The organism is Arthrobacter sp. B3I4, assembly GCF_030816855.1.
Taxonomy (GTDB): domain Bacteria; phylum Actinomycetota; class Actinomycetes; order Actinomycetales; family Micrococcaceae; genus Arthrobacter.
The window spans coordinates 906,120-926,092 of the sequence record NZ_JAUSYK010000001.1; the positions used below are offsets into that span (position 1 = coordinate 906,120).

20 protein-coding genes are annotated in these 19,973 nt (G+C 66.7%); 10 read left to right on the forward strand and 10 right to left on the reverse strand.

Annotation, left to right across the window (positions count from 1 at the left end; translation table 11 throughout):
- Positions 1 to 76: 76 nt before the first annotated feature.
- Positions 77 to 973, forward strand: coding sequence for a tRNA glutamyl-Q(34) synthetase GluQRS (gene gluQRS / locus QFZ61_RS04320; protein ID WP_307033636.1), 897 nt, complete (start codon positions 77 to 79; stop codon positions 971 to 973).
- Positions 974 to 982: 9 nt separating this feature from the next.
- Positions 983 to 1,594 carry an HD domain-containing protein gene (locus tag QFZ61_RS04325; protein ID WP_307033638.1) on the forward strand — a complete coding sequence of 204 codons (612 nt, stop codon included), beginning with the start codon at positions 983 to 985 and terminating at the stop codon, positions 1,592 to 1,594.
- Positions 1,595 to 1,601: 7 nt separating this feature from the next.
- Here QFZ61_RS04325 and QFZ61_RS04330 read toward each other — a convergent pair whose 3' ends face one another.
- From QFZ61_RS04330 to QFZ61_RS04345, 4 genes are all read right to left on the reverse strand, one after another.
- A complete protein-coding gene (locus QFZ61_RS04330; protein ID WP_307033640.1) occupies positions 1,602 to 2,918 on the reverse strand; it encodes an ATP-binding protein in 1,317 nt (438 codons plus the stop codon).
- A 151-nt stretch (positions 2,919 to 3,069) separates the two neighbouring features.
- Positions 3,070 to 3,657 carry a DUF305 domain-containing protein gene (locus tag QFZ61_RS04335; protein WP_307033643.1) on the reverse strand — a complete coding sequence of 196 codons (588 nt, stop codon included), beginning with the start codon at positions 3,655 to 3,657 and terminating at the stop codon, positions 3,070 to 3,072.
- A gap of 725 nt (positions 3,658 to 4,382) precedes the next feature.
- Positions 4,383 to 5,339, reverse strand: coding sequence for an L-lactate dehydrogenase (locus QFZ61_RS04340; protein ID WP_307033645.1), 957 nt, complete (start codon positions 5,337 to 5,339; stop codon positions 4,383 to 4,385).
- Positions 5,340 to 5,357: 18 nt separating this feature from the next.
- On the reverse strand, positions 5,358 to 5,975 hold the full coding sequence (locus tag QFZ61_RS04345; RefSeq protein ID WP_307033647.1) for a uracil-DNA glycosylase: 618 nt from the start codon (positions 5,973 to 5,975) through the stop codon (positions 5,358 to 5,360).
- Positions 5,976 to 6,323: 348 nt separating this feature from the next.
- Between QFZ61_RS04345 and QFZ61_RS04350 the strand changes: the two genes are divergently transcribed.
- Positions 6,324 to 6,833, forward strand: a complete 510-nt coding sequence (locus QFZ61_RS04350; protein WP_307033649.1) for a hypothetical protein — start codon at positions 6,324 to 6,326, stop codon at positions 6,831 to 6,833.
- On the opposite strand, the gene QFZ61_RS04355 is transcribed toward QFZ61_RS04350, so the two are convergent.
- Positions 6,809 to 8,218, reverse strand: coding sequence for an HNH endonuclease signature motif containing protein (locus QFZ61_RS04355; protein WP_307038001.1), 1,410 nt, complete (start codon positions 8,216 to 8,218; stop codon positions 6,809 to 6,811). The genes QFZ61_RS04350 and QFZ61_RS04355 overlap by 25 nt on opposite strands.
- Before the next feature lie 132 nt (positions 8,219 to 8,350).
- Here QFZ61_RS04355 and QFZ61_RS04360 point away from each other — a divergent pair, with 132 nt between their 5' ends.
- A complete protein-coding gene (locus QFZ61_RS04360; RefSeq protein ID WP_307033651.1) occupies positions 8,351 to 8,875 on the forward strand; it encodes a hypothetical protein in 525 nt (174 codons plus the stop codon).
- Positions 8,876 to 8,886: 11 nt separating this feature from the next.
- Here the strand turns inward: QFZ61_RS04360 and QFZ61_RS04365 are convergent, their stop codons facing one another.
- Positions 8,887 to 10,407, reverse strand: coding sequence for an amidohydrolase (locus QFZ61_RS04365; RefSeq protein WP_307033653.1), 1,521 nt, complete (start codon positions 10,405 to 10,407; stop codon positions 8,887 to 8,889).
- Between the two features lie 378 nt (positions 10,408 to 10,785).
- On the opposite strand from QFZ61_RS04365, the gene QFZ61_RS04370 reads away from it, so the two are divergent.
- From QFZ61_RS04370 to QFZ61_RS04385, 4 genes are read left to right on the forward strand one after another with little or no spacing between them, the layout of a single operon-like run.
- Positions 10,786 to 11,148 carry a hypothetical protein gene (locus tag QFZ61_RS04370; protein WP_307033655.1) on the forward strand — a complete coding sequence of 121 codons (363 nt, stop codon included), beginning with the start codon at positions 10,786 to 10,788 and terminating at the stop codon, positions 11,146 to 11,148.
- The gene (locus tag QFZ61_RS04375) at positions 11,145 to 12,200 is read left to right on the forward strand and encodes a zinc-dependent alcohol dehydrogenase family protein (protein ID WP_307033657.1); all 1,056 of its coding nucleotides are present in this window, start codon (positions 11,145 to 11,147) and stop codon (positions 12,198 to 12,200) included. The genes QFZ61_RS04370 and QFZ61_RS04375 overlap by 4 nt, the downstream gene beginning before the upstream one ends.
- Complete coding sequence (locus QFZ61_RS04380; RefSeq protein ID WP_307033660.1) at positions 12,197 to 12,646, forward strand: flavodoxin; 450 nt, start codon at positions 12,197 to 12,199, stop codon at positions 12,644 to 12,646. The genes QFZ61_RS04375 and QFZ61_RS04380 overlap by 4 nt, the downstream gene beginning before the upstream one ends.
- A complete protein-coding gene (locus tag QFZ61_RS04385) occupies positions 12,643 to 14,427 on the forward strand; it encodes a DUF4389 domain-containing protein (protein ID WP_307033662.1) in 1,785 nt (594 codons plus the stop codon). The genes QFZ61_RS04380 and QFZ61_RS04385 overlap by 4 nt, the downstream gene beginning before the upstream one ends.
- 67 nt (positions 14,428 to 14,494) lie before the next feature.
- Here QFZ61_RS04385 and QFZ61_RS04390 read toward each other — a convergent pair whose 3' ends face one another.
- The 3 genes from QFZ61_RS04390 to QFZ61_RS04400 all read right to left on the reverse strand — a co-directional run bounded on the left by QFZ61_RS04390 (position 14,495) and on the right by QFZ61_RS04400 (position 17,193).
- Positions 14,495 to 15,628 (reverse strand): sulfite oxidase, encoded by a 1,134-nt coding sequence (locus QFZ61_RS04390; RefSeq protein WP_307033664.1) that lies wholly within the window; start codon positions 15,626 to 15,628, stop codon positions 14,495 to 14,497.
- 157 nt (positions 15,629 to 15,785) lie between these two features.
- Positions 15,786 to 16,790: an aldo/keto reductase family protein gene (locus QFZ61_RS04395; RefSeq protein WP_307033666.1), complete on the reverse strand. Its 1,005-nt coding sequence runs from the start codon at positions 16,788 to 16,790 to the stop codon at positions 15,786 to 15,788.
- A gap of 40 nt (positions 16,791 to 16,830) precedes the next feature.
- Positions 16,831 to 17,193, reverse strand: coding sequence for a hypothetical protein (locus QFZ61_RS04400; protein WP_307033668.1), 363 nt, complete (start codon positions 17,191 to 17,193; stop codon positions 16,831 to 16,833).
- Between the two features lie 328 nt (positions 17,194 to 17,521).
- Here QFZ61_RS04400 and iolB point away from each other — a divergent pair, with 328 nt between their 5' ends.
- Both iolB and QFZ61_RS04410 read left to right on the forward strand, forming a co-directional pair.
- Entirely contained in the window at positions 17,522 to 18,415 is an 894-nt protein-coding gene (iolB, locus tag QFZ61_RS04405) for a 5-deoxy-glucuronate isomerase (RefSeq protein WP_307033670.1), read from the forward strand.
- A 74-nt stretch (positions 18,416 to 18,489) separates the two neighbouring features.
- Positions 18,490 to 18,918, forward strand: a complete 429-nt coding sequence (locus tag QFZ61_RS04410) for a YchJ family protein (RefSeq protein ID WP_307033672.1) — start codon at positions 18,490 to 18,492, stop codon at positions 18,916 to 18,918.
- Here QFZ61_RS04410 and QFZ61_RS04415 read toward each other — a convergent pair.
- A complete protein-coding gene (locus tag QFZ61_RS04415) occupies positions 18,915 to 19,862 on the reverse strand; it encodes a hypothetical protein (RefSeq protein ID WP_307033673.1) in 948 nt (315 codons plus the stop codon). The two genes, QFZ61_RS04410 and QFZ61_RS04415, sit on opposite strands and share 4 nt — an antisense overlap.
- Positions 19,863 to 19,973: the final 111 nt, after the last annotated feature.

Below are 19,973 nucleotides of genomic sequence, written 5' to 3' on the forward strand. Positions count from 1 at the left end.
CTGAGCCCCCGACGTCGGACGCCCGAAGTCATCGGTGGCTGAGGGGCTCTTGCGTTGCCCGGCATAGGCTGGTGCCATGAACTCCGCCGGACGCTTTGCCCCCAGCCCCTCCGGTGAGCTCCACGTGGGCAACCTTCGTACCGCCCTTCTTGCCTGGTTTTTCGCCCGCTCCACCGGCCGCCGCTTTCTCCTGCGGGTGGAGGATCTGGACCGGGCCCGCGCCGGTGCCGAGGCCGAGCAGCTCCGCGACCTGGCCGCCATCGGCGTCACCTGGGACGGCGGCGTCGTTCGTCAGACGGATCGCGAGCATCTCTACACGGCGGCGATCGGGCGGTTGACCGAGGCGGGGCTGACGTACGAATGCTTCTGCACCCGGCGTGAAATCCAGGAGGCGCCGTCAGCGCCGCATGCCCCTCAGGGCGCCTATCCGGGGACGTGCCGGAACTTGACTGCCGCGGAACGTGCCGCCAAACGTTCGCTCCGCCCCGCAGCCCTGCGGCTTCGCTCGGCCGTCTCCGAAGTGACCGTGGAGGACCTCCTGCACGGTAGCTTTACCGGGGCGGTGGATGACTTTGTGCTGCGCCGCAACGACGGGGTGACCGCCTACAACCTGGCCGTGGTGGTCGACGACGCGGCCCAGGGGATCGACCAGGTGGTGCGGGGCGACGACCTGCTGCCATCCACCCCGCGGCAAGCATACCTGGCCTCGCTGCTGCATATTCCAGTTCCGGAATATGCGCATGTGCCCCTTGTTTTCAACGCCGACGGAGCCCGGCTGGCCAAGCGGGACGGCGCGGTCACGCTCGCCGACCTCGCCGGCGCTGGCATAGGCGTGGACCGGGTACGCGATGCGCTGCTGGTCTCGCTCGGGTTGCCGCCGGGGCCCCTGCAGGCCGCGCTTGCTGTCTTCGATCCGGCGGCACTGCCGCGGAGGCCGTGGGTATGGCCGGGGCTGGCCGAGCCCGGCGCGTAGGCTGGAACCATGTCACAACCAGAATTTGAAGAGGCGCGCGCGGCCGGGCGCGGGTTCACCGTCGAGACCGCCAAGGTCCTGGCCGAGGTGGCCCACAACCGGCAGAAGGACAAGCTCAAACGGCCCTACCGCGAGCACGTGCTCGCCGTCGGAGACGCGCTAGCCGACTTCGACGACGACGTCCGCATCGCCGGCTACCTGCACGACATCGCCGAGGACACCCCGATGACCCGGCAGGCGCTGCTGGATATGGGCGTTTCCGAGCGGGCGGCGGACATTATCGAGCGGGTCACGAAGCGCCTGCACGAAAATCCTGACGATTACCAGGCCGGCATCCGCTACATTGCCGAGGATCACGACGCGACGCTGGTCAAGATCGCGGACAACGCACACAACTCCCTGCCGGAACGGGTCAGGGCGCTGGTCGAGAAGTGGCCGGACAAGCCGCCGGTCACCCGCTACGCCGAGGCCCGGCCGGTGCTCTACGCCGCCGTCCCGGTGGAGGAGACCCGCAAAATCCTGGCCCGGATCAACCCTTGGCTGCTGGAGGAACTCGACGACCAGCTCGACGAGGCGGACGACACCGATTACGAGAACCTGTCCTACGACAGCGCGCCCTGACTGCCGCTTAGACCCGGCCGAGCAGGTCGATGTCCTCGAGGAACTGCTGGTGGACTTCATCGCTGACCGTGGTCCGCGTGTCCGCGATCGCATCAAGATAGTCCTGGGTCACAGGTCCCTTCCGCACCGACTCCCGGAGGGACACCTGTCCGCCGGAAGCGGCTCCGCCGTCGTCGTAAACGGCTTTCTCCAATGCCCGCTGGGAGGCGCTGCGGGCAGCGTACTCGATGTCCGCGGGAGAGAAGCCCTCGGTACGCTCCACCAGGAGCTCCACGTCGACATCGTCGACCACGGTGGCCGGGATAAAGCGCTGCCACATCGCTTCGCGGGCCAGACGGTCCGGCAGTCCGATCGGAATGACGTAGTCGAAGCGGCCGTGGCGGAGAAAAGCCGAGTCCAGGGCGCGGATGAAGTTTGTGGCGCAGACCAGCAGCCGACCGGGCTGTTCGCGGAACGCCGGGATTATTTTCAGCAGTTCGTTGGTGACGCCCTGCAGCGGAGAAGGCGGGTCCCCGGCGCGCTGGGAGGCAATCTCTTCCACCTCGTCGATGAAGACGACGGCGTGTTCCAGCTCGGCGATCTCAAGGAACGTCTCCCGCAGCGCACCGGCCAGGCCCAGCGGGTCCGCGGCCAGCCGGGACGGGAAGACCTCGACGAAGGGCCATTCCAGCCGGGAGGCAATCGCCTTGGCGAAGGTCGTCTTGCCGGTACCGGGCGGGCCGAACAGCACGACAGCGCGCGGCGGGACCACACCGTACTCGTCAGCGAGGTCCGCCTCCGCCAGCGGCAGCACGAGGCGGCGCTCCAGGAGTTCCTTTTCGTTGCGCATCCCGGCGACGTTTTCCCAGAGGTCGCGGGCCAGGATCCGGCCGCCGAGCTGGCTGAGCGGTTCAAGTTCCTGGCGCTGCACCGGGATCTTGCGTTCGAAGTAGCGCAGGTTCTTCTTCAGTACGAAGCCCCGGCCCAGGAAGGCCTCGACGCGGGTCTCGGACTCCGGCATCAGTGCCGAGAGCTTGTTCAGCCCGTGCGGGGCCATCCGGTTTTCGACGGCGGCCAGTAGCGAGGTGCCAATTCCGCGGCCCCGGAACTCGGGGAGGGTGGCCAGGAAAACGATCCAGCCCTGATCGTGCGCGGCCCGGCCGACGGCGGCACCGACGACCTGGTCGCCCTGCACCGCAACCACGGCGTGGTCCTTCTCGCACGAGGCGAGGACCTCGGAGAGCGCGTAGACCGGTTCGACGTTTGTGGCCTTGAGGGTTTCCCAGAGGTGCAGGATCCCGTCCAAGTCGGCCGAATGGAAATCCCTAATCCGCCAGTTGGTCATAAGGTGTCTCCCGAGTGGTTCGTCGCTGAGCCGGATGGAACAGTTCCGTCAGCCTGGGCCGACGGAACTGTTCCTCCGAGCTTAGGCGAACCATCCGGCTGCCGTGCTTCCGTTACGGCGGCCGCCAGTTCGGGTCCCCGGCGGGGAAGGGTTAGAGCACGGCCAGCAAATCCTTCATTTCCTTGATCTCGTCCGCCTGCGACGCGGCGACGTCCTTGGCCAGCTTGATGGCCTCAGAATTATTGCCGCTTCGAACCTCGGTATTGGCCATCTCCACGGCGCCCTCGTGGTGCGCGATCATCTGGGTCAGGAAAAGTTTCGCGGCTTCCGCGCCCGTGGCGGCGTCGAGTTTCCGAAGGTCATCCTCACTCATCATGCCGGACATTGCATGGCCGCCCGGCATCTGGGTGGCTTCATTCCAGCTGTCCAGCCAGCTGGTCATCCGCTCGATCTCCGGTCCCTGGGCTGCCTTGATTCGGCCAGCCAAGGCCGTCACCCTTGCGTCGATGCCCTGCTTTTTGAGCATCATTTCGCTCATCTCGACGGCCTGGGCATGGTGTGGAATCATTCCCTGCGCGAACATCGTGTCCGGGGCGTTGTGGTCGGCGGCTGTGGCTGCCGTGCTCGGACCCATGCTGTGGTCCATGCCCGGCATGGTGCTGCCGCCGGGGCTGGCGCAGCCAGCCAGGGTGAGAGCGGCAGCGAAAGCGGTCGCGGAAAGTGTCAGCGCTTTGTTCATGGTGGTTCTGTCCTTTAAAAATCCGGCTCATGCCGGCGTCGACGTGGGTCAGCAGCCGGTTGAGGGCTGCGGGCGCGGGCGGCGCCGAAGCGCGGCCCGACCGCCTCTACGTCCGGCTGATCGACAAATCCCCGGGCGTGGGTGTGACTGGTGAGAATGCTACGGCTGGAGCCAGTTCCGTTGGCGGCGCGATGCGCTGGGCAGGTCGCAGGGCTGAGGCCGGCGGGGGAGCGGTCGGGGAAGCTCCCGGTGGTGCAGGCGTGCAGGACGTGTGCGCGGTGGTCTGGCCGTCGCACTCACCGCCGCAGAAGCACGACGGCGATGCCGGGATGTCGGAGGACTCTTTGTGGACCGCAAAGCCCGGGCCGTAAACAGCCGCATGGGACGACACAGGGTGAACCGCGGCTGAGTGCCCTGAGGCGGTTTGGCTCGGGTCTGCGGCCTTGGCCTGGGCGGCCAGGTGCGAAGGTGACGGGTGGACGGCGTGAGAACCCGCCAGTACATGCATGCCCAGGAAGCCAGCCAGCACGGCGAGGACGGCCGCCAGGAGCGCAGTCCGAAGCAGGGCGGCAGCCATGCCCCGGTTGCCTCGCGTGGCCATGTCCTTCCCCTTCCTGTCCGGTGTGCCGCATTTCAGGCTACCGGGTTCAACGGTGGTGCCGGTCATCGCGTTCCGCGGGTTCCTGCGGTTGGTTCCCTGACCCGGCCCCCTCGAACCGGCTGAGTCAGATCCCGAGGGAGGCGAGGCTCTGCCGAAGCGTTTCCGCGCAGTGGTGGAGCGAGGCCACTTCGCCCTCGTCCATCGGCGTCTCCAGCACTGCGCGCACACCGCCGCTGCCCACGACGCTGGGCAGGGACAGCGCCACACCGTCGATCCCGAACTGCCCGGCTAGCACCGTTGACACCGGCAGCACCGCGTTCTCGGCCCGCAGCAGCGCCTCCACGATCCGGGCGCCCGAGAGTCCTATCGCGTAGTTCGTCGCACCTTTGCCGGCGATCACCTTGTAAGCGGCACGGGTAACCTCGCGGGCCGTCGCGGCGAGGGAGCCGGGCGTGAAGAGACGCTCGCCGTTGACCTTCCAGTCCCGGATCGGCACCGGACCGATGGTCGCGCCGGACCACACCGGAAACTCGGTGTCACCGTGCTCGCCGACCATGCTGGCGTGGACACTGCTGACCGCCACTTCCGCCTGGCGTGCCAAAAGCCAGCGCAGCCGCGAGGTATCCAGCACGGTCCCGGACGAGAAGACCCGCGACGCGGGCAGCCCGGTGATCTTCTGCGCGGCGACGGTCAGGACGTCACAGGGGTTGGTGACCAGGACGTAGACCGCGTCCGGTGCGTGGTTCAGCAGCCGGGGCATGAGGTCTTCGAGGATGCGGATGTTGGTGCCGGCCAGGTCCAGCCGGGTCTGGCCGGGTGCCTGCTTGGCCCCCGCCGTGATGACAACGACGTCGGCGCCCTCGGTGACGCTGATGTCCCCGCCGCCGTTGACGGTCGCCGCCGCCGCGGTGAACTGGGTGCCATGGGCCAGGTCCAGGACCTCCGCCCCCGCCTTGGCCGCGTCCACGTCGAAGAGCGCGACGTGGCTCGCCGAGCCGCGGATCAGGGCGGCGTAGGCCAGGGAAGTGCCCACACTGCCGGCGCCGACGATGGCGAGCTTGGAACCGGAAGGTCCCGACATGCGTCGCTCCCTATTCCCCTAGAGGTGCTGGATGCCCGCCCGCTGCATCGCGTCCTTATAAACCGCGATGTTCTTGGCAAGGAGCTCCTCCTGCTTGGCCGCGGAGACTGCAAAGGCGCGGCCGCCGAGGGCGGTGGCTTTGTAGATCTTCACGCCGCGGTTCTTCAGCGAGGAGTGGTAGGTCTTTTCGAAGAGCGTCAGGAACGCATGAGCGTCGGCGCCGTGGGCGATGATCGCGGAGGTGCGCTTATTGATCTTCATGAACTGGCGGAAGGGACGCAAGCCGTCGGTCTTCTCCTGGACATTCAGGGCGGAGGGGAGCTCGGGATCGCGGACCCACGGGTAGGCGTTCCACGGCATCACGTAGCGCGGATCGAGCTCAACGGCCTCGTAGATGGACGTGGCCCGGCGTGCGGCTTCGTCGTCATTGAAGTGGGAGACGAAGCCCGACTCGGTGCCCTTGCCGGGCGCTATATGGAGGCTGACGATCCGGCACTCGTCCTCATCATGGACGGGGTCGATGTATGGGACCACAGATCCCGGCTTCTTTTCCATCAGTTCGTCGCAAAGCTGCGTCACCGCGGCGATGTTCGGTTCCTGCAGCAGGGTCTTCTTTTCGTCCCAGTCAATCGTCACGATTTCTCCCTCAGCACTCGGCGTCCAGAATCAGGCGTCTTCTTCCACTCTACGCTCATGAGTTGGAGCGCGTTTTCGGAGGGCGCGGAAGAGTCGGCAGCCCCCTAGCCGGAGTCCCTAGCCCGGAAGTACGCTTATAAGGCCTGCAGGTGACCATCTGATTTGCTCGGGTCGTTCGGGACGTTCAGTCGTCCGGGCCAGCTCATAGCGAGATCGCGAAGGTACCTGCAGGCCCTGTGTCTGAGGCCGCGACCGGACGGAATACCGCGAACTCGGGGGCTCTGTCTGCACCACGGCTGCGGACGTTGGTTAGCTGGGCAGCGCCGAACCTCTGCGACACTGTCGCTCATGAACTTCGACAAAAAGTCACTCATTGCCGCTGGCTTCACCGGCTTCCGTTCGTTTGCGGAGCTCGAACTGAGCCAAATTCCGCAAGGGCCAGGTGTCTATGCGGTACTGATGCCGGAGGGCTTTGTTCCACGATTCTTAGTGACAAGCGCTGGCGGCCGATTCAAAGGCAAAGACCCCTCCCTTAGTAAGGCTGCCTTGTCTGCTGAGTGGATCGGTGGTGCTGACGTCCTCTACATCGGCAAGGCAGGTGCCGGTAAGGCTGGAAGACGCGGTCTGCGCAAAAGGATTCAGGAATTCGCGGATTTTAGCCGCGGTCTCCCGGTGGGCCACTGGGGAGGCAGGTTGCTCTGGCAGCTCGCGGATTCCCAAGCGTTGGTGATTGCCTGGATGGAGCTTCCGCCGAACCTAGTAGACGCGACGGAAGCTCGGTACCACGCGGAGTTCGTGGCGTTACACGGTCGGCTTCCCTTTGCCAACCTTGTTCAAGTACGGAGCACATCCAGGTGACCCTGCCCCGCTGAATTGCCTCTCAGCTGCGTCAATCTCCGCGCTTTTGCCTTGCGTCGCAGTTCTCGCCGCTGGCGGAATGCCGCCGCCGACGTATACGCCGTTTCCGGTAGCGGTGGCGCGGTGGAGTAGTAGGTGTGCCCGGTTGGGGTGGTGAGTTCCATCGTGTGCCGGCCGGGTCCGGGTCTGGGTTGCGCGCTCCAGCCGGGGGTTTCTTTGGTGTGGTTGCAGGCTTCGCAGAGTCCGGCGCCGTTGCTGGCGGTGGTCGGTCCGTCGTTGTGCCAGGGGATGATGTGGTCCAGGTGCCGGATGGGGGCGTCGCAGTAGGGTGTGCGGCAGGTGTCGTCGCGGGTTTGGATGAACCGGCGCAGTCCGGGCGGGAAGATGCGGGCGCGGGAGTCCATGGCGACCAGGTCCCCGGTCCCGGGGGCGGTGTAGAGCCGCCGGACCCAAGTCGCGAAGGCCGGATCGTCCCTGCTGGGGCCCGGGCTGCCGGTGCCGGGCTCCGTGCCGGCGGCCGGTCCGTTGAGTAGTTCCCGGGCCCAGCCGGCGGGGACGATGCCGTAGCCGGGGAGCCGGGCGGGTTCGCTGTCGGCTTGAAGGAGGGTGCGGTCGGTCATGACGAGTTGGATTTCGACTCCGTTGATCCCGCCGGGTGTGCCGGTGGTGCGTTCGACGAGGGTGTCGGCCATCAGCTGGCCGCGGGTGCGGGGGTCTCCGCCGGAGCGGAGGGTGTCGGCGTGCCGGGTGAGGGCCGCGTACATGGCGACGCCCTGGCCCACGGGCAGCAGGGCGGTGAGGTAGCACATGGTGTCCGGTGCCGGGCGGAGGCTGATGCGGCGTTCGGTCGCGGCGTGCGCGGCGCGCTGGGTGACGGAGCGGGGGTCGCGGCGGTAGGCGGCGGCGCGGGCTGCGGCGGTGATGGCCCGGTCCCCGGCGCCGTCGAAGGTGCCGGTGTCGGGGGCGAGTTCTTCGTCCACGGCGGTCCGGTCGGCCGCGGGCAGGCAGGCGGTTTCCCGGACCAGGACGGAGGCGCGCCATTCGTTCAGGTGCCCTGTTTCCAGGGCGGTGAGGGTGTGCGGCATTTCGGTGACGAGGGCTTTCGCCAGGCCCAGGAGCCGGCCGCCTTTGGCCGGGGACTCCCGCCGGGCCAGGGCGATTTGCGCCGCGATCCCGGTCCCGAGCTGGTCGGCGGGGATCCCGGCGGCGGCTTGTTCACGCCGCTGGGCCAGGTCAAACGCGACCGCGAGCCGGGCCTGACGGGCAGCCAAAGCTGACTTTTCGTCCTCCAGGGCGCGGATCTCCGCAATCAGCGCGGCCGAGTCTGCCGAAAGCGGGCGGCGCACCGCGATCTGCGCTGCGTCCGCGTCCGTCTTCGCTGACATCCCGCCCACTTCGGGCTCCCGCTTGCCGTCCATGGAAACACGCTATCGGGCACCGCTGACAATATTGGTCGGTCGCCAGGGAACGGTGAATCCGTAAGCTTTAGGGAACGTCCGCCTTAGCCGAGGAACCCCATGCCGATCACCAAAGCGTCGCTAAAACACGACGGCTTCACCGGATTCCGGTCCCTCTCGGACCTCGATATCAACCGGATCCCGCAGAAGCCGGGCATCTTCGCCGTGCTGCTGCCCGAGGGGTCAGCGCCCAACAGCATCCGGCCGCAATTCCTCGCCAAAAGCACGGCGGGCGTCTTCAAAAAGAAGGACCCCACCCTGAAGGCCGACCTGCTCGATGTCGAATGGGTCGACGGTGCGGAGGTCCTTTATCTGGGCAAGGCTGGCCCCGGCAGCAAGGGCAACCGCGGGCTCCGCCGGCAGATCCAGGAATTCGTGGATTTCGGCAGAGGCAAGCCGCCGGGCCACTGGGATGGGCGGTTGATCTGGCAGCTCGTCGGCGCCCCCAGACTGATCATCGCGTGGAAGGAACTGCCCCTCCAGGACCTCGCCGCGGAAGAGGCCCGCTACCACGCAGCATTCGTGGCAGAGTTCGGTCAACTGCCGTTCGCGAACCTGGTCCAGGCCCGAGTCAAGGGCGCTTGATAACCGGAGGGCTAAATCCCGCCGCCATGGGTAAACCGGCCGGCCACTAGCGTCGCGCCCACCGGCATCGCGGCAAATTCGGCGTCCGAAACGGCAAGCGGGTCGGCGTCGAGCACGACGACGTCGGCCGGGTCCCCGACGCTGATCCGGCGCCGCCCCCGTGAGGATGCCGCGAGGGCTTCCTGGCGGGTGAGCGCCTGCTCCGGGTGCCACGGCGGCCGTCCGTCGCCGCGCGCCCGCGTGGTGGCCGCGGACATCGCGACCCACGGTTCAAGGGGTGCCACCGGCGCGTCCGAGCCGAGCGCCAGCACAGCCCCGGCGTCGAGCAGCGAACGCAGCGGGAAGGCCCGCTCCGTCCGGCCGGCCCAGTTGGAGTCGGCGGCGTCGCGGTCATCGAGTGCGTGGGCTGGCTGTACGCTGGCGGTCAAACCCAGCTCGCCGAAGCGGGCGAAGTCCTGCTGCCGAACAAACTGGGCATGCTCAATCCTGCCCTTGATTCCGGCCGACCCGTAAGCATCCAGCGCCACTTCGTTGGCACCGTCGCCGATCGCGTGCACCGCCGGCACGAACCCGGCCTCCCTCGCCTTGACCAACAGTTCCAACAACTCGGTCTCGCTGACCGTGAGCAGCCCGCGACCGCCGTGCGGGTAGGGGTCGACGCAGAACGCGGTGCGCGTATTAAGAGAACCGTCAATCAGTACCTTCAACGGGCCCACGCGAAGGAGTCCGCAGCTGCCCGGAACCAGGTCCCCTGTCCGCATTTCCGCGGAGATGGCACGGTCCAGGTCCTGCGGATAGACGCCGGCCTCCACCCGGAAGGAGTCGAAGCCCGCGGCGATGCGCCGCAACCAAGGGTCCCGGTTCCAGACCATCTCGAAGTCGACCACCCCGACGATCCCGCGGGCAGCGGCTGCCTTGCCGGCGTCGCACACCATTGCATCTACCGTCTCCTCGGGCAGCCGTCCCAGTTCGCGGGTGAGTTCAAAGGCAGGTTCCTCCCGGAGCAGCCCGTCGTCGCCCACCGCAACCCCGTACCGTGCGGCCGCGGCACTGTTGAGCCAGACGCAGTGCAGGTCATGGCTGATCAGCGCGGCCGGGGCGCCGGCCGCGGCGACGTCGAGCAGTTCACGGCTGGGCAGGTCCGCCCAGCCGGCGTCCCTGAAGCCGACGCCGACCAGCGTCGAGCGGCCAGCGGGCCCGGTGGCGGCGCCCCGGGATGCGGGGCCGGCTAGGTGACGGCGGACGACGTCGGCCGTCTCACGCGCAGACGAGGTGCCGGACAGGTCGATTCGGCCGGCAGTCAGCGCCCACTGGGTCATGTGGACGTGCTCATCCCACAGTCCCGGAATAACGAAGCGGCCGTCCAGGTCCACGCGCCGGGACATGGGCGGCAGGCCCAGTGATCCGGACGGCGCGATCCGCGCAACGGAGCCGTCAGTAATGAGAATGTCACACAACGTCACTTCCGCCGGTTGTCGGACCGAAGCGAGAACGAGGTGCTGTTCGACGGCACCCTGAGCGGGTTTTGGCATAGGGACAAGGCTAGGCGGGCCGTGCTGCGGCAGCAATCCCGGTCCCGGCAGCCACTAGCGTCACAGCAACCCCGGCGCGGCAACTTTGGACTGCCGCAAGGGACTTTTGCCCCTTTGCTCGCCGGCGGGGGCAGGCCACTCTGGACTAGGAGCGATTCCTGCACGACATTCAGGAATTGGGGGACGAATCGCTCCGTACGAAATATCGGTCTCGCTATGACCCTGGGGTGAGGAAATGGCATATCCACTTTCCAGCTTGGGCAGGAAAGACAGGGGACCCGCCATCATGAGTAGTGCAAGTTTGAACGCTCGGCGCCGACCGATCAGCGCGTTTGTGCCGAGCGGGAGCGCTGAGGCCGTATGACTACGGTGCGCCAAATGAACCAGACCAGCCGAGCCAGGTCTTTCCACGCCCATCCGTCGCACGGTGATCCGAGGATCAAGGTGGTCATTCGGATTGACACCAGCGCAGAGTCCGCTCGGGTGGAGGTGCGGGGCGTCGTCACCATGGCGAACATCCGCGCCCTTCATGTCGTCTGCCGCCGCGTCACTTCCAAGCTTGCCGGCTACGAGATCATCGTCGACCTGGCCCATGCAAGGGTCAGCGGAGCCGCCTTTGATGAACTGCAGGAACATGCGCGTCAGTCCGTCATTTCATCCGGAATCGACTCCTCCGTCACCCCTTGCCAGCTGCGAATCATCGATCCGCCGGTCATTCTCCGACTCAAGGAGCTTGCATGAAAGCGCTGGTGTACGGCGGTCCCGGTCAGAAGTCCTGGACGGAGGTGCCAGAGCCGAAGCTCCAGCATCCCACCGATGTGATCGTCCGCGTGGACACCACAACCATCTGCGGCACGGACCTCCACATCCTCAAAGGGGATGTCCCCGCCGTAACGGAGGGGCGGATCCTAGGCCACGAGGGCGTTGGGACCATCACCGAGGCGGGTTCCTCGGTAACGGGCCTCAAGGTGGGGGACCGTGTCATTATTTCGTGCATCAAATCCTGCGGCCATTGTGCAAACTGCAAGACCGGCCTGTACTCGCACTGCATGGGCGAGGAGGGCCAGGCCGGGATCGGCTGGGTCTTCGGCCATTTGATCGACGGGACGCAGGCTGAATACGTTCGCGTTCCTTACGCCGAAAATTCGCTGCACCTGCTGCCGGAGGGTGTGAGCGACGAGCAGGCCGTTATGCTGTCCGACATTCTCCCCACCGGGTTTGAAATCGGCGTGCAGTACGGCCGGGTCAAGCCCGGCGACACGGTCGCCGTAGTGGGCGCCGGGCCGGTAGGACTGGCAGCCATCGCGACAGCCGGCCTGTACGGTGCCGCCACCATCATCGCCGTCGACCTGGACGCCAACCGGCTGGAAAAGGCGCGGGAGTTCGGTGCGACAGACGTGGTGCTCTCCGGCGACGCCGACTGGAAGAACCGGGTCTTGGCCCTGACGGACGGGCAGGGGGTGGATGTGGCCATCGAAGCGGTCGGCATCCCGGCCACCTTCAACATGTGCACGGATATTGTCAGGCCGGGCGGCAACGTCGCCAACGTGGGGGTGCACGGCAAGTCTGTGGAGCTGCACGTGGAAGACCTGTGGATCCAGAACATCAACATCAGCATGGGTCTGGTCAATGCCAACACCACCCCCATGCTGCTCAAGCTGGTGGCCCAGAACAAGGTGCCGGCAGGGAAATTCGCCACCCACCACTTCAGTTTCGACCAGTTCATCGAGGCGTATGACACCTTTGCCCGGGCTGCGGAAACGAAGGCCCTGAAGGTGGTGCTTACCGCGTGAGAGCCCACATTGTTTACGATTCGGCGTTCGGCAACACGAAATCGGTGGCCGAAGCCGTGGCCGGTTCGCTCGGCGCGCTCGCGACCAGCCCGATACCGGTCGGTGACTTCCGGCCGGTGGACCTTCTGGCCGGGGATCTGCTGATTCTCGGCAGTCCGATCAACGGCTGGCGTCCGACGCCGAAAATCGCCGAACTGCTCAGTGCCCTCGGGGACGGGCATCTCAAGGGGGTTAAGGCGGCCGCTTTCGATACCCGCGTGCGGATGTTCATTCACGGGGACGCGGCAAAGAAGATGGCGCACACCCTCCGGGACCAGGGGGCCGACCTGATCTCCGAGCCCATGCCCTTCTACGTCCAGGGCAGCGAGGGGCCGTTGCGCCCCGGCGAAATCGAGAAGGCGGCGCGATGGGGCAAGTCCCTGCTGGAGGCGTTGGACCAGTCATGAAACCGGGCCGGATCGTCATGCTGGTGCTTGGCACGCTTGCTGCGTTGCTGGGCCTGGGACTTCTGGCTGGCGCTGCCTTTTCCGGCTGGGCCAACTACCAGCAACGCGACGGCCGCTACTTCACCACCCCGTCGGAACGCTACAGCGTTGACTCCTATGCCTTGACCTCTCCGCGGCTCAACGTCATGTCCGACGCCGGACCCGCCGGCGTCGACCCGGCAGGGATCGCCGGCAGCGTGATGCTCCGCGGTTCGACAGCCGACTCCGCCCGGCAGATTTTCATCGGCATTGCCCCTCAGAGCGATGTTGCCTCGTATCTGAACAACGTCAAGCACTCGGAACTGGTCGAGGTCCGCTTCTCACCCTTCCGGGTCCAGTACAACGATGTTTCCGGCAGCATGCCCCCGGCCCGGCCGACCGAGCAGACCTTCTGGGCGGCCTCCGCCAGCGGCCCAGGTACCCAGGAACTCCAATGGAATCTGCGCTCCGGTAACTGGGCAGTGGTGATTATGAACGCCGACGCAAGCAGCCCGGTGTCTGTTGACCTGCGCGGCGGTGCGCGCTCGGACCTCCTCTGGCCGGTGTTCATTGGTCTGCTGATCGGTGGCATCGCGTTGCTCGCTATCGGCGTCCCGCTGATCGTGGCCGGCGCGGCCGGGCTCGGCCGGGGAGGTCCGCCGCACGGCCCGCAGTACGCCGCCGCTACGCAAGGTCAGGGGCGCAACGGTCTACCGTACGCCGGGCAACCACACAACGGGGCGCCCTACCCCCGGGTTCCCGCTGGCTATCCGGAACCCCCCGCCTCCGGCCCGCCGCCGGGCGGATATGTTTATCCGGCCCGGCTGAGCGGCTATCTGGAACCGCAGCTGTCCCGCTGGCTGTGGTTGGTCAAATGGTTCCTTGCCATCCCGCACTTCATCGTGTTGTTTTTCCTCTGGTTCGCTTTTGTCGTCACCACGATCGTGGCCGGGTTCGCGATCCTCTTCACCGGCCGTTATCCGCGCTCGATCTTTAATTTCAACGTCGGCGTCATCCGCTGGAGTTGGCGTGTGGCCTTCTACTCCTACTCGGCCCTCGGAACGGACCAGTACCCGCCCTTTACACTCGCCCGCACCGGTTATCCGGCGGACTTCGACGTCGACTATCCGGCGAAGCTGTCGCACGGGCTGGTCCTCGTGAAGTCCTGGTTGCTGGCAATTCCGCACCTGTTGATCGTCGGTGTCCTCACCGGGACCACCCGGGTGTGGGGCGCTCGCGAAGGGTACTGGGACGATGGTCGATGGATCGAGCAGAACGCGGGCATCTCCTTGATCGGGCTGCTGGTGCTCATTGCCGGCGTGGTCCTGCTCTTCACCGGGCAGTACTGGCGGGGCTTGTTCGACCTGCTCATGGGCCTGAATCGGTGGATATACCGGGTGATCACGTACGTAGCCCTCATGCGGGACGAATACCCGCCGTTCCACCTGGACATGGGGCCCACTGACCCGGGCGATCTGCAACCGGTCGGGCCCGGACCTTCGACGACGCCGGTGTACGGCCAAGCACCGCAACCGTACGGCCAGACGCCCCCGGGGGCCGGCGAGCGGGGCCAGTACGGCCGGTCGTCGGGCTATTTCGGCATTGGTGGTCCACCCGCATCGGTTCCACCGGAAGTTCACGAGGGCCGCGGCAGCCAGGACAGTCCTCCGCCGCCGGGGACCGGAAACGGGCCGGAACAAGGCCGCACGCCCGGGCCCGAGAGCCCGCTGCCCCCCGGGCCGGCTGCGCCGCCCCGGTCCTGAGCAGCGCCTCCCGTATCTGGGCAGCGCCGCCTGCAGCGCAACCGGGAAGGAACCGCCCCTAGCCCAGCTATTCCACCGTGACCTTGATTCGCTGCACCGCGTTGTTGCCCATGCCCTGGTAATTCCAGACCTGGTCAAGTGGCTGGGTGGCCCCGGTAGCGTCCGTGGCCCGGCAGGACAGTTCGTGGTCCCCGGGATCCGCCACCCACGGCAGTGACCAGGCTGACCACGCAAAAGGAGCAGGAGGCTGAGCCACTTGTGCCGGCAGCCACGTGCCGTCGATCCCGACATCGACACGCGTCACCCTGCCGTGGCCGGACCAGGCCCGTCCGCTCAGCATCACCGGGCCGGCGGGCATAATCCGCTGCCGGGTGAAGAAATCCGGAACGCCGGGCGGAACCATGAGTGCCCGGACTTTCATCCACGAAACGGGGGTGCCGGGGTCGTCCGCGTCCTGCTGGTAGCGGTAGGCCACCGACTGCTGGAAACCGGCGAAAGGCTTGGACAGCACCTTGATTGAGGAGAGCCACTTGACGCTGGCCATGCCGTACCAGCCCGGGACCACCAGCCGCAGCGGAAACCCGTGCTGGGGCGGTAGTTGCGTGCCGTTCATCCGGTAAGCAAGCACGACATCGGGTCGAAGGGCCTGGTCCACCGGCAGGCTTCGCGCGTACTGCTGCCGGACCCCGCCCTGGATGCCGGCGTCGGCACCGGTGAAAGCGACCTCCACGGCGTCGTCGTCGACGCCCGCCTGGGCCAGCAGGTAGGCCAACGGCACGCCGGTCCACACCGCTGTGCCCACGCCCTCCAGTGTCCATGGCTGGCTCAGCGGCCGGGGCTTGAGCAGGGATCGGCCGTTGCCCGCGCACTCCAGCGTGACCGGGACGCTGATGCTTGGCGCCCGGCTCAGCGCACGCAGGTTCAGTTCCAGGGACCGCTCCACCGCGCCGCCGATCCGCAGGTGCCAACTGTTCCCGTCGATGGCCGGGATGTCGAAATGGTCCAGCAGATAGTGCAGTCCGGGCGGAGTTACGTCATTCCGGAGTGCCTCCAGCGGCATCGAGTGGTTCCGCACCGCAAGTTGCAACTCTTCCGCGGTGAGCGGTCCGTCACTGGGTTCCGCCGGGTGCACCGCCAGCCGTTCCGTCTGCCTGCGCCGTGCCAGAACGGGGGAGATGTGCTTGGACAGTTGCTTCGGCATGGGACTGCGATTCTGCGAGGTCCGGCTTTCGGCGCCAGCCGGGAATCGGCCGGCGTCGCCTGCTCTCAGGTGTACGCCGGCACTTCGAGGCCGTCAATACCAAGCAGACGCGGCGCGGCGCCCGGTACTGACGGCCAACAAAAGGAGACCCCTCCGGTCAGGCCTCCCGGGAGGCCGGTGACTTGGTCTGCGCAGGGTCACGCTCGGCGAGGGATCCGATGGCGGCGTCGATCTTGTCCAGGACCTCCTGATCCAGCTTCACGCCGGCGGCCGCCACATTCTTCTCGATCTGCTCCGGCCGGGATGCGCCCATGATCGCCGACGCCACGTTCTTGTTCTGCAACACCCACGCAATGCTCAGCTGCGCCATCGTCAGCCCCGCCTCATCGGCGATCGGCTTGAGCTGCTGCACGCCGGTAAGGACCTCATCGGACATCCAGCGCTCGATCATCCGGGCGCCACCCTTTGAATCGGTCGCCCGGCTGCCCTCGGGGGCCGGTTTGCCCGGGTGGTACTTACCGCTGAGCACGCCCTGTGCCATGGGGGACCAGACAATCTGGGACAGGCCGAGCTCCTCGGAGGTGGGGACGACCTCCGCCTCGATGACGCGCCAGAGCATGGAGTACTGCGGCTGGTTGGAAATGAGCTGGAAGCCGAGCTCCTTCGCGAGGGCGTGGCCCTCGCGAATCTGGCTGGCGGTCCATTCGCTGACCCCGATGTACAGGGCTTTGCCCTGCCGCACGATGTCAGCGAAGGCCTGCATAGTCTCTTCCAGCGGCGTCTCGAAGTCGTAGCGGTGGGCCTGGTACAGGTCCACGTAGTCCGTCTGCAACCGGGACAGTGACCCGTTGATGGACTCCATGATGTGCTTGCGGGAAAGGCCCAGATCGTTGTGCCCCTTGGGACCGGTGGGGCCAAAGACCTTGGTGAAAATCTCCAGCGACTCGCGCCGCTCGTCTTTCAGCGCCTCGCCCAGGACGGTCTCCGCGGCAGTGTTGGCGTAGACGTCGGCGGTGTCAAAGGTGCTGATGCCGGCGTCGAGCGCGGCACGCACGCACTGGGTGGCGACGTCGTTTTCCACTTGAGAGCCGTGGGTAAGCCAGTTGCCGAAGGTGATTTCTGAGATTTTGAAGCCGCTGTGGCCGAGGTATCTGAATTCCATGGGTTCCAACGTAGCCCAGATGCCCCTCGCGGGTAAGGCTTCAGCTGGCCTTGCGCTCGGCGTCGGGGCTGGGTACTTCGCGGACCGAAACCTTCACCTCGGGAGCCGCAGCCGCCTTCGCCCGCGCACTGGCCCGGAAGTCGGCGCGCTCGACGGCGGCGGCCCACTCGGGGGACAGCTGAGCTTCCCTGCGCGCCGGCTTTGCCGGGTTTCCCGCCTTCACGGACGCCGTAGTCAGCCCCACGGGCACAAGGGCGGGAGTGCGGCGGCGGAACAGGGCAGCGCCTGCAGTGGCCACCAGCCGGCCCACTCCAGCGAGGAGCAAAATGGCGACGAAAGCGATGAACACTCCCACGAACATGACGAGGCCGATCCCGAGGGTGGCGAAAAAAGTCAGGTTCATTGCCATCGTCGTAGGGTCTTCCACTTCGCCTCTCCAGTCCACAGTTTGCCGCGAGGTCGTTGCTTGTCTCGCCGCTCAACAGCACTTCTAACCATACGGAGAACTCGCCGCCGGACACGAGGCGAAAGGGCGTATGCGGCAGGATGTATCCAAGCTGATACCTTCCACGCCCTCGAGGCGGCAATCACGACTGGCGCGGGACCGGGCAGCGACGGCGGACCGATTTTCTGAGGATCCACGCGAAGGTTCCCGGCCACCCGGAACCCCGCCCTGCTACCATCGGCGCATAGCTGACATGTCCTGCTGACCGAACGTAAGGAACGGCTCCATGACCAACTGGGTCTACCCGCTCGGAACGGCAGCAGACGGCAGATGGGATGTCTCCCTTGGGGCGTCCGGTTCCCCCCTCCCTGCCGAAGGGTGGAGCCACACGGGGTTGAAGGTGGCCACCCTCACGGCGGGCACCGAGGTCGTACTTCCCGCAGCCGCCGAGGAACGCCTTATCGTTCCGCTCAACGGATCATTCAACGTCCTTGTGGACGGCAGGGAGCACCACCTGCACGGCCGGCCTTCGGTGTTCCACGGGCCGAGCGACGTTCTCTACTCAGGCTCGGAGCGGATGGTCACCGTTAGATCTGACGGCGGCGGCCGGGTTGCCATAGCCACCGCGCCGGCCAAAGCCTCGTACCCCACCAGGCTGGTGCGAGCAGCAGAGATACCGGTCGAACTGCGCGGAGCGGGCAACTGCTCCCGCCAGGTCCACAATTTTGGCACCCCTGCGGTGCTGGAAGCCGACCGGTTCATTGTGTGCGAGGTCCTCACCCCCGCCGGCAACTGGTCCTCCTACCCGCCACACAAACATGACGAGGAAAAAGAGGGCGAAACCAGCCTCGAGGAGATCTATTACTTCGAGACGCAGACCGCGGCCGGTTCGGGGGCGCCCCCGGGCGCAGATGCCATTGGCTATCAGCGCGTCTACGCGTCCGACGCGCGCCCCATCGACGTTTCAGCCGAGGTCCGCACCGGCGATGTCGTCCTTGTGCCCTATGGCTGGCACGGCCCCGCAATGGCGGCTCCCGGTTACGACCTGTACTACCTGAACGTCATGGCGGGCCCCGGTCCTGTTCGGGAATGGCTCATCAGCGATGATCCGCACCACGGCTGGATACGCCAGAGCTGGGAGAACCAGGAAATCGACCCGCGGCTGCCGTTTGGGACGTAAAGGCCGCGAGATGCGGCGCCTATAGTCGAAGGGATCCCCGCCGGACCCGGTCCGGCCCGTCGGAAGGACTTCCATTGCCGCACCCTCAGGACACCGGCTCACAGCCCGCGGGCATCCCGTACGAAGGCAACTGCCCGTGCCTGTCCGGTGAGCAGTACAACGACTGCTGCGGCCGGTACCACCGCGGCGAAGCGGAGGCGCCGACGGCGGAACAGCTCATGCGGTCCCGCTACGCCGCCTTCGTGGTTCTCGACGCCGGCTACTTGCTGCGGACCTGGCACCCGGACACCCGCCCTGGCCTGCTGGAGCTCGATCCCGAGATCCAGTGGCGGCGACTGGACATTGTCTCAACCAGCGCCGGCGGTCCGCTGGACAGCGACGGGGTCGTGGAGTTCAAGGCATACTTCAGGCACGACGGCGAGCGTGGGCTTCAGCAGGAAACAAGCCGTTTCGTGCGCCGCGCCCGCCGCTGGTACTACCTCGGGGCGATGAAGCTGGCCTAGCGCTCCTCGACCGTTTCCACCGGGGTGAAGCCGGCGCGGTCCACCTTGCGGTGGAAACGCATGCCGGCAAGGCCGCCCAGCATGGCGCCAATGAGGGCCACGACGGCTACAACGATGGCGGCGATAAGGCTCATGGTGGTGAGTTGGCCTTCGTTGACCGGGATCCGGGGGAAGCTGTTCAGGTTCGCGAGGACGTTGAACTGCTGTCCTGCGGTCGCGGCCAGGATAGCGACAATGACGGCCGCGATAATGGCCCAGATCCACACCATCAGGCCTTGGCGCGCGCCGTTGAAGCGAGCCATTCGGCCTGCCACGTAACCGCCGCAGTAATACGACACGAAGAGAATCACCAGCAGCGCGATGATGCCGGCGATCCCTACGCTTTGGTTGTTCGTCGCCTGGTTGACGGCCTCGTTGACGTTGGTGTTGGTGGCGAGGCCGACGGCTGTGCCTGCGGCGGCGACCAGGGCGGTCAGCAACACAGCCATGCCGGTGGCCGCGAGCCAACCGAAGAACGCCGATCCCACCTTGATGCCGCCGAACTGCTCCTTTTCACGGGCCACCACCGTCTCGCGGGTGGGGACCTCCTCGACGACGGTGTCCCGTTCAAGGCGGTCCTGCCGGTCATGCCGGGTTCCGTGGATTACGCCGGTGTCGCGGCTGGCTGCCGTCCCGCCAGCCGTCGCTCCTGCGACGGGTGCGGCGGGGAAAGCGCGGGTATCGTCGGTGCGCGACGTCCGGGTTTCTGCCCTGGTTTCTGCGCGGTCCTCGTCCCGGTAGTCGGCGCGGTCCTCTGACCGGTGGCTCCGCTCGGCGACGACGGGCCGTTCAGCGGTTGCGCCCGCCTCGCGGGCGTCGTGGATCCGGTCATCGTGACCGAGGGTGGCGTCGTCCTCGCGGGCGCGGCGCGGAGCGCTGTCTTCGGGGCCTACTGTGCTGCTCATGATGGCTGCTCGCTTTCATTGATTGTCCCGCGCTCATCGTTTGAGCCGGGCACCGCAATGCTTCGACCGTCATCAGGTCTTACTCCACCTAACCATGCCCCCGAGCCCAAT

Coding starts and splice junctions, on each gene's coding strand:
- QFZ61_RS04330 (WP_307033640.1), bottom strand. CDS start 2,918: ATGACCAACTGGCGGATTAGGGATTTCCATTCGGCCGACTTGGACGGG.
- QFZ61_RS04415 (WP_307033673.1), bottom strand. CDS start 19,862: ATGAGCAGCACAGTAGGCCCCGAAGACAGCGCTCCGCGCCGCGCCCGC.
- QFZ61_RS04370 (WP_307033655.1), top strand. CDS start 10,786: ATGAACCAGACCAGCCGAGCCAGGTCTTTCCACGCCCATCCGTCGCAC.
- gluQRS (WP_307033636.1), top strand. CDS start 77: ATGAACTCCGCCGGACGCTTTGCCCCCAGCCCCTCCGGTGAGCTCCAC.
- QFZ61_RS04335 (WP_307033643.1), bottom strand. CDS start 3,657: ATGAACAAAGCGCTGACACTTTCCGCGACCGCTTTCGCTGCCGCTCTC.
- QFZ61_RS04355 (WP_307038001.1), bottom strand. CDS start 8,218: ATGTCAGCGAAGACGGACGCGGACGCAGCGCAGATCGCGGTGCGCCGC.
- QFZ61_RS04400 (WP_307033668.1), bottom strand. CDS start 17,193: ATGAACCTGACTTTTTTCGCCACCCTCGGGATCGGCCTCGTCATGTTC.
- QFZ61_RS04340 (WP_307033645.1), bottom strand. CDS start 5,339: ATGTCGGGACCTTCCGGTTCCAAGCTCGCCATCGTCGGCGCCGGCAGT.
- QFZ61_RS04365 (WP_307033653.1), bottom strand. CDS start 10,407: ATGCCAAAACCCGCTCAGGGTGCCGTCGAACAGCACCTCGTTCTCGCT.
- iolB (WP_307033670.1), top strand. CDS start 17,522: ATGACCAACTGGGTCTACCCGCTCGGAACGGCAGCAGACGGCAGATGG.
- QFZ61_RS04350 (WP_307033649.1), top strand. CDS start 6,324: ATGAACTTCGACAAAAAGTCACTCATTGCCGCTGGCTTCACCGGCTTC.
- QFZ61_RS04375 (WP_307033657.1), top strand. CDS start 11,145: ATGAAAGCGCTGGTGTACGGCGGTCCCGGTCAGAAGTCCTGGACGGAG.
- QFZ61_RS04325 (WP_307033638.1), top strand. CDS start 983: ATGTCACAACCAGAATTTGAAGAGGCGCGCGCGGCCGGGCGCGGGTTC.
- QFZ61_RS04360 (WP_307033651.1), top strand. CDS start 8,351: ATGCCGATCACCAAAGCGTCGCTAAAACACGACGGCTTCACCGGATTC.
- QFZ61_RS04385 (WP_307033662.1), top strand. CDS start 12,643: ATGAAACCGGGCCGGATCGTCATGCTGGTGCTTGGCACGCTTGCTGCG.
- QFZ61_RS04390 (WP_307033664.1), bottom strand. CDS start 15,628: ATGCCGAAGCAACTGTCCAAGCACATCTCCCCCGTTCTGGCACGGCGC.
- QFZ61_RS04395 (WP_307033666.1), bottom strand. CDS start 16,790: ATGGAATTCAGATACCTCGGCCACAGCGGCTTCAAAATCTCAGAAATC.